4 protein-coding genes are annotated in these 6,643 nt (G+C 49.9%); 1 reads left to right on the top strand and 3 read right to left on the bottom strand.

What is annotated here, in order from left to right; all coding sequences use genetic code 11:
• The 3 genes from VIM87_RS04990 to VIM87_RS04980 all read right to left on the bottom strand — a co-directional run.
• The coding region (locus VIM87_RS04990) for an Ig-like domain-containing protein (protein ID WP_331995910.1) at nt 1-4,158 on the bottom strand (4,158 nt) is incomplete at its 3' end.
• Nucleotides 4,159-4,751: 593 nt separating this feature from the next.
• Entirely contained in the window at nt 4,752-5,291 is a 540-nt protein-coding gene (locus tag VIM87_RS04985) for an SRPBCC family protein (protein ID WP_331995909.1), read from the bottom strand.
• A 28-nt stretch (nt 5,292-5,319) separates the two neighbouring features.
• Nucleotides 5,320-5,724: a DoxX family protein gene (locus VIM87_RS04980; protein WP_331995908.1), complete on the bottom strand. Its 405-nt coding sequence runs from the start codon at nt 5,722-5,724 to the stop codon at nt 5,320-5,322.
• A 168-nt stretch (nt 5,725-5,892) separates the two neighbouring features.
• On the opposite strand from VIM87_RS04980, the gene VIM87_RS04975 reads away from it, so the two are divergent.
• The coding region (locus VIM87_RS04975; RefSeq protein ID WP_331995907.1) for a helix-turn-helix domain-containing protein at nt 5,893-6,643 on the top strand (751 nt) is incomplete at its 3' end.

Raw genomic sequence — 6,643 nt, 5'->3', positions numbered from 1 at the left:
CACCGGCAGATCATTTACAGGCCTGATGGTGAGGGATACGGTAGCAGTGTTGGATACAGCGCCCAGGTTATCCTGCACGGCATAGCTGAATACATCATTCCCATTATAATCCGCAGCAGGTGTATACGTTACCACGCCGGCAGCAGATACGCTTACCGTGCCATGTGCCGGCTGGTTCACAATAGCTACAGTAGCTGCATTCAGGCTGCCATCAGCGTCGGCATCGTTCGTAAGTACGTTAATGCCCACGGCCACATCTTCATTGGTGGCAGCGGCATCATTGGCAGCTGTGGGCGGTGCATTTACAATGACCTGTACATCGTCCGTGCTGCTTGCGCAGGGTGCATTGCTGATGGTCCAGCGGAAAATATATGTGCCGGGCACCAGGCCGGTGATGCTGGTAGTGGCCAGTGCCGGGTTTACAATAGTGGCGGTGCTAGGACCGGATACCTGTGTCCAGACGCCGGTACCGCTGGTGGGTGTATTACCGTTCAGCTGCAGCTGCCGCGCATTGGTGGGCCCCTGGTCGGCGCCGGCATTGGCTGCCGTGGTGGGCGGTGTTACCGTGATCTGTATAATATTGCTTGTACTGCTGCTACAGCCGCTGGATGTAACGGTTCTGCGGTAGCTGGTATTTTGTGTAAGCGCAGGCGGCGTATAGCTTTGCCCGTTATTGGTGCCGGCAGCGACTGTAAAAGCGCCGCCGGTGCTGCTTTCCCATAAATAAGTATAGGTACCGTTACCGCCGGTAGGAGCGCTGCCGGTAAGGGTGGCCGGCGTGCTGCCGCTGCATATTGTTTGTGCGCTGCCAATAGTATTGTTATCAACACCTGCCAGTACCGTAACCGTAAGTACATTGGAGACAGCATCCGCACAGCTGCCGGAGCGCGTTATACGGCGGTAGTAAGTGGTTTGGGATAAAACCCCGGCATCATAAACGGCGCCGGTAGCACCTGTAACATCTGTAAACCCGCTGCTGGTGCTGGTAGTGGAGCTTTGCCATTGATAGGTATAAGTGCCGCTGCCACCGGCAGGCGCCGTGGTAACAGTAAAAGCTGCAGGGTCGCCACTGCCGCAGAAACTTTGCGCACCGGCAATTACACCCGCCGTTAAAGTGGGATTCACCGTTACAGTTAATACATTACTGATAGCATCTGCACATACACCGGAACGGGTAATACGTCGGTAATAAGTGTTTTGTGTAATGGCAGGGGCGTCATAGGTAGCTGCTGTAGCGCCACTGATATCTGCAAACCCGGTAGAAGCGCTGGTGGTAGAGCTTTGCCATTGATAGGTATAAGTACCGGTACCGCCGGTAGGAACAGCGGTAACCGTAAAAGCTACGGGATCGCCGGATACACAGAATTCCTGACTGGCAGCAATAGCGCCCGATGTAAGTGCAGGCGTTACCGTTATAGCTACTGCGTTACTGGCGCTGCCTGCAGTACAGGTACCGGAACTTACCAGACGGCGGTACCAGGTAGTTGCAGAAGTAGATGGCGGATCATACGACTGGCCGGTAGCACCGGTGATGTTGGTCCAGGTGCTGTTATCCGGGCTGCTTTGCCACTGGTAGGTAAAGGCGCCGCTGCCGCCGGAAGGCGCAGCACCGGTGATCACAGCGGCATCGCCATTAGCGCAAAAAGCAGTGGTGGCGGGCGCTGTAATCGTATTGCCCGTAATAGCCGCCTGTATAGTAATGGTTACCACATTGCTGGTGCTGGCCGTAGTACAGCTGCCGGAAGTTACCAGCCGGCGGAAATAAGTGGTAGCGCTTATCACAGCTGGATCATAGCTGGCTGAGGTAGCGCCGGTGATATCTGTAAAAGTGATATTGTCGGTGGACTGCTGCCATTGATACGCATAAGTGCCGGAGCCGCCGGTGGGCGTGGCGCCCGTGATCACTGCGGGATCGCCGCTGCCACAGAACGTATTGGTAGCAGGGGCTGTAATGGTATTACCGGCCAGTGCTGCCTGCACGGTAACCTGCACATCGCTGGTGCTGGCGGCACAGGTACCGTTGGTAATGGTATAACGGAATACATAAGCGCCGGTAGTTAAGCTGGTAACGGTAGTGGTAGCAGCAGCGGGACTGGTAATAACCGGTGTATTGGGGCCGCTTACAAACGTCCAGGCGCCGGTACCGGTAGTGGGCGTATTGCCGGTGAGCGTAGTGGATGTAGCCGCGCATAATACCTGCGCCGTACCTGCATTTGCCGTGGTAGGTACCTGGTAAATAGTAGTGGCATCGGTTTTAATGTTGTTACATCCGGTACCGGAAGGTGCAGCATCACACTCCACCTGCGGATCTGTAGGCGCAGCTGCATCCGGGTTGGTAGCATCGGGATCCGTAACATCTGTTGGGCGCATTACCGCAGACGTAACAGATAAGCTGCCGCCACCCGGGAAAGAAGCTACCGTACCGCTGATCGTGAAGGTGACCACTGCAGCATTGTTCATGCTCAGCGTAGCGGAGTATTGGGTTGCGCCGGTGCTGCCGCCGGACACACTGGCTGTACCGGTGGTAACCGCGCTGCTTACGGACACATTGGTAAGGGCCGTGGGATAAGTGAACGTATAGGCGGCGCCGGTAACATTGCCGGGGCCGTTATTACGCACAGCCACTGTATAGGTAACGGTGCCGCCTACACACAAAGAAGCGGGCGTTTTGTTAATGCTCACGGTTTCCAGATCAGCTTCTCTCAGCACAATATTGAGCGTAGTAGCAGCAGGCGCACTTTGCAGGTAAGCCCAGGTGTCCAGGCCGTTCTCATTACCAAAATCAGTTCCGCTATAAGCTGTAGAGCCCCACTTATGGCCGTTGGTAGCGCTGGAAATGCCTGTGGTAGTGTTCTTCAGCGGATTGGAAGCCGTACCGGTATTAATGAGCCCCGTATCATCCCAATACACGGTATTATCACCCGAGCCGCTGCCATTGGTGCGGGTGATGATAATACCATTGGGATTATTCTCCACATCAATAAAAGGGAAATGTACTTCTCCACTGAATAGCAGCACCCTTGTGTTATAGTTCTTGCTGCCTAACAATACCTTGGTGCCGGCGCCATTAGTACCATCCCAGTAAACGCTGTTGGCGCCTACAACGGCAGTACCGGTTAATCTTTTATCTGTAGCATCGGTATAAACGCCGTTACCGTCAATATCAATGTCCACTGCATAGTTAGCGGCGCTGGTAGAGGTAAAGCTGATGTTACCACCGGCAGGACTGGTACCTGCGGTATTGGCCGTACCTTCTATCCCCGTAAAAGTAATATTGGATGCTGCAATAGTAGGCGGCGTGTTTAATAACCATACGGTACCACTGACCGATGAAGCGCTGGCTGGCAGGTCTGTGGCCGGCGTGTTGAAAAAGATCTTATGGGTAATATCTGTTTCTGTATCTGCTGTGCGGGGATCCTTCAGGTTCAGGGCATTCAGGTCGTCAATACTTTTATAGGTAGGGGAGCCATCTGCCTTGCGGAAACCTTTATTATTGGCCAGGAAAGAAAAGCCGTAACCGGCCTGCCCGTTGTTATCTACGGTGTAAATGTAACCGTCTTTGGTTAATACGTTAAATACGGGTTCAAAGGTAGAGGTGGCAGCGCCCAGGTTGGCGGTAAAAATATTGGTGAATACACGTCCTTTAACAAAGGTATTGGAAGTGTTACGTACGCTTATATCAAAAGCAGCAATATAACAGGAGTTGGTGGGTTGTGTCCAGTTGGCGGATGATAGTATAGGGGTAGGATTGGATGTATTGGTGGCATTCGGCGGTATAAAGTCTATTTCCCAAACACCGCCCTGCCCGGCCGCCACTGTTACAATATATGGCGTATAACCGCCGTCCAGCAAGCTTACGGAAGGGCCCACCACTTCCTGCGAACGGCTGTTGATACGGCCGGTTAATGTAGTGCTGCCCGACGAATAGGTGGCGCCGTTAGGCGCCCGTAAGTGAATAGTGCCGTTACCGGTACCCTGCGCGCTGGAACCTACATAAATACGGTCGCCCACATTTACATACACCTTCATGGTACCCAGTGTAGGAAAGGGGTTCAGCGAGCTGCTGGTAGAAGTAGAATTCAGGTACGCACGGTAGCCGCCACTCTGATTCAGCTCCTTACTTCCTTCTGCAAAAAGTAAGGGGCATGAGAGTAGCATTGCAGCCAAGAGGACACAGTAGATCGTCAGCGTTCTGAGAACGCCGGGTGCGTAAAAAATCATCATCCGCCAGACAGAATAATTTACATTCTCATCAGTTAAGAAAAAAGGAAGTACATCGACTAAGAACAGTGTTGTTAGCAGACAACTCTAAGGCAGCGCAAGGTTATGAAACTGGAGCTCATAGCATGTATAGGGGAAAATAGTACGAGGAATTATGTGATGCTTTGGTTATTCGGTCTTCATCGGGTCTTCAGCTCAATTAGGATTTCGTTCTATAACCAAATGTATAGAAAAGATTTTAAGTCTGTGCAAAATTTGTTAAAATTTTCATAAGGTCAATAACAATATATTAACCTAAAACCGGCCCCCAGCCTTGGTTAACGCTTTCAACGGCAGAGCCTGACATGAAATGCCAGGCTCTGCTAACGGGTGGGACTATATGAAATTAATAATGAAGAATGAATAATTAATAATTATGGCGCAAGTGTTTCGAGTATGCTATGTACATCAGCTCCATTCTAATTTGTAGTGCACATTTCCTGCGTACTAACTGCATCCTTGATTGTTAATTATTCATTCTTAATTATTAATTATTGTTCGAGTATATTTTTCAGGTTCGATAAACTAACCTCAAGATCGCGGCCCAGCATTCCTTCAAGATTCATTAACAGCAACATAATGTTCATGGGGTATTTCATGCTGCTGCTGAAGCTCCAGGTTACTTTTGTCTGATCCTCTGCCAGCGCAGTGGTACTTATATGGCCGAAAGCCACCCCCTCAAAGGGCCTTACAAAACGCAGCTCCAGGTCTATGCGCTCCCCGTCTGTTATACTTATTATTTCCTGCTCGCCTTTGCCAACATTCTTTACCTTGCTATCCCAGGCGTAAATAAAACCGGCATTCCCATCGGTACCGGTATAAGTTTTTATTGCACCGGGATCGGCCATAGACCATTTGTTGTAGTTGTCCTGGTTCTTAATGAAACGGATGTAATTGAAAACCGTTTGTTTAGGCCGGCGGATAATGATCTCCCGCGTTACCGTGTAACTCTTTTTACTGAAAACAGCTACGATCAGCAGCAGCGCTACCAGCGCAACAATAATAAGAACGATGGTGAGTAAGATATTCATGGCTGTGGGTTAAGAATGTGGCTGAATATTAAAAACCGGTTTCCCTGGTCTTATGAAAATAAATGTAAGACACCGTGAGGATGGCTAAACCTATCAGTGGCATAATACCCATTGCCGGCCCTACTACAACAATGTTGGCAATCATGGCAGAGATGAGTGAGATACCAAATCCAACATAGGCCCATTCTTTAAAACGTGCAGGGATCATAGGCAGTATCAGCAAAATGCCGCCGATGATCTTACCAATACTTAATTCCACACCAAAGTATGCGGGGAAGCCCATAGCGCGGATGCCTTCTTTTGCCATGGGTGAATTGAACCAGATGGCGGCCGGTACGGAATCCAGCAATACAAATAAGGAAGTGAAGATCCAGTAGATCACTTTATCTTTACGGATGCTTTTTGCTTTTGTGGTGGCTGTTAAAGTTGTCATGTTAGTATGTTTTAAAAGTTTAAAAATTTTCGTTTGATTTGATGATGTAAAACTACTTTACCGGTTGAAATCAGAAGGTCTGTGAATACGACATTGTAAGGGGGAGATCACGACATTCCATTTTACCCCCTGAATTGTTATATTTGTATAAGCCTATTCTGAACTAAAATGCAATTCCAACAGATCCCACCTCCCGATCATCTGAAAGCCTATATACGTACGTTCTGGGCCCTGGAAAGCGATACGGCTGATGATACTGCCAAATCGTTCCGGACCATAGCGGATGGCTGTCCCGGGCTGCTGTTCCAGCAACCGGAAAGGGGTGTTATATACCAGAATGATAAGCAGCTGCCTAACATCATCCTATACGGACAGGCTACTACGCATGCGGCACTTAGCCTGAAAGGGCAGTTCAGCACCATCGGCATTTTCTTTCAGCCGAATGCATTAAACGCCATATTCGGGTTGAATGCAGAAGCGTTAACAGATACCTGTTTAAACCTGGACGAGCTGGCGGGCGAACATGGTTTTTCCCTGCTTAACCAGGTTTCCAATGCAGCCGGTATCTATGGCCAGGTTGAGGTTATCTGCTCTTACATTACCACGTTGCTCCGCAGGCAAAACCGCGATGCGGATAATGCCATGCAGTTTGCGCTGTCCAGCATTCTACAGTCAAAAGGCAATGTATCGCTCATTACTTTAAGGGAAACATTACAGCTGTCCGAAAGAAGCTTTGAACGTAAGTTCAAACAGCATGTAGGCATACCGCCCAAGCTGTTCTCGCGCATTGCACGTTTCCAGGCATCGCTGGAACAGCTGAAGCGTAACCGGCTTGATAAGCTGTCTGATATTGCTTTTGAAAATGATTATGCAGATCAGTCGCACTTTATCCGCTCCTTTAAAGAGTTTGCAGGCTGCT

The organism is Chitinophaga sp. (assembly GCF_036569125.1).
GTDB lineage: Bacteria > Bacteroidota > Bacteroidia > Chitinophagales > Chitinophagaceae > Chitinophaga.
The sequence above is the reverse complement of the archived record's forward strand: the minus strand, read 5'-3'. Positions and strand labels throughout refer to the sequence as shown.